The sequence below is a fragment of the Streptomyces sp. NPDC001156 genome, from assembly GCF_053598275.1.
The window spans coordinates 1-1,520 of record NZ_JBSFJX010000523.1 but is presented as its reverse complement, the minus strand read 5'-3'; the positions used below and the strand labels follow the sequence as shown (position 1 = coordinate 1,520).

The following is a 1,520-nucleotide window of genomic DNA, read 5'->3' as shown; positions in this document are numbered from 1 at the left end:
CGCTTGGCGGGCACTGATGCTCCTATTGGCTGTCAAGCGGCTTGGAGCCAGTTGCGGTAGGCGTGGGCGAGGTCGTCGTCTCGGCGGATCCCGCGTTCGAGGGTGGAGATGGTGGCGGGCCAGACTCCGAGGTGCTGGGCCGCGGCGGTGAGGGTGAGGTTCTTGGACTGCCGCAGGGGCCGTAGGTCGGCGATGCCGGGGACGGTGACCGTGGTGGTCAGGTAGCGGAACATCTCCCGGGCGATGGCCCGTTTCAACAGCCGGATGATCTCTTTCTTCGTCCGTCCGGCGGTGGTCTGGCGTGCCACGTAGTCGCGGGTGCGGGAGTCGCTGGACATGCGGACCAGGGCGATGCGGTAGAGGGCTGCGTTGGCCTGCCTGTCGCCGCCGCGGGAGAGGCGGTGGCGGTTGGTTCGGCCGCTGGAGGCGGGGACGGGGGCGGCTCCGCAGAGGGCGGCGAAGGACGCTTCGTTCCGCATGCGTTCGGGGTTGCCGCCTGCGGTGACCAGCAGCTGGGCGGCGGTGTCGGGGCCGACTCCGTAGGCGGCCCGCAGGCCGGGGTTGTGAGCGGTGACCTCGTCGTCCAGGGCCCGGGTCAGTGCCTCGTGTTCGGCGGTCAGCTCTTTGACGCGTCGGGCGAGGCTTTTGAGCGTGGTGAGGACTGCGGTGTGGACGGCGTCCCCGGTCGGCCGCAGCCGGGCCAGGGTGTCGGTGCGGTCTGCTCCTTTGAGCTGCCCGTACTTGGTGCGGATGGTGTCCGGGGCGGTGATGAGGAGGTGGCCGATCTGGTTCAGGGCGGCGGTGCGGGCCTTGACGGCGGAGCGGGCGGCGTTGTGCAGGGCACGTATGCCGGCGACGGTGTCGTCCTTGGGTGCACCGGAGGCGCGTCCGGACAGGGCGGCGCGGGCGGCGGCGTAGGCGTCGATGGGGTCGGACTTGCCGATGCGGCGGCGTTCGGCCCGGTCCGGCCGGTTGACCTCCACGACGTGAAGACCCGCCGAGCGGGCGGCGCGGGTGAAGCCGGCTCCGTAGGAGGACGTGCCCTCCACGCCGACCGCCCTCACGTGGCCATGGGCTTCGAGGAAGGCCAGGGCCGCGGCGTACCCGGCGGCGGTCGTGGTGAACTCGGCGTCCGCGAGGTGTCCGCCGTTGTCGCTGATGACCGCGACGTGGAGGGTGTCGGCGTGGGAGTCGACCCCGCCGAGCACATCCTGGTCCGCTGTGTCCGGTGCCGCCGCCGATGTCATGCTGATGGTGCCTTCCTTGCCGGAGGTGGGCACCGGCCGGGTGGCGCAGACAGGACATTGAAGGGGCTTCTGACCAAGCTCCTATCAGGTCATGTTCCGCCCGGCCGGAGCCATGAGAACAGGTCCCGGCGGCCGGACAGAACAGTCGGAAGACAACCCAGCAGGGCGTCAGTCAGTGCCCGAGTCACGACCACCGGAACCTGAGTATCAGCATCAATGTCAGTGCCGGCCGATACCGTTCTTCCTGTTGCTGATCACGTGTGGGGGAGGGGG

1 protein-coding gene is annotated in these 1,520 nt (G+C 70.1%); it reads right to left on the bottom strand.

From position 1 onward, the window contains the following. Positions 1 to 32: 32 nt before the first annotated feature. Positions 33 to 1,247 carry an IS110 family transposase gene (locus ACWDA7_RS52800; protein ID WP_450615345.1) on the bottom strand — a complete coding sequence of 405 codons (1,215 nt, stop codon included), beginning with the start codon at positions 1,245 to 1,247 and terminating at the stop codon, positions 33 to 35. Positions 1,248 to 1,520: the final 273 nt, after the last annotated feature.

Excerpts from the sequence above, each read along its gene's own strand:
- ACWDA7_RS52800 (WP_450615345.1), bottom strand. The coding sequence starts at position 1,247 with ATGACATCGGCGGCGGCACCGGACACAGCGGACCAGGATGTGCTCGGC.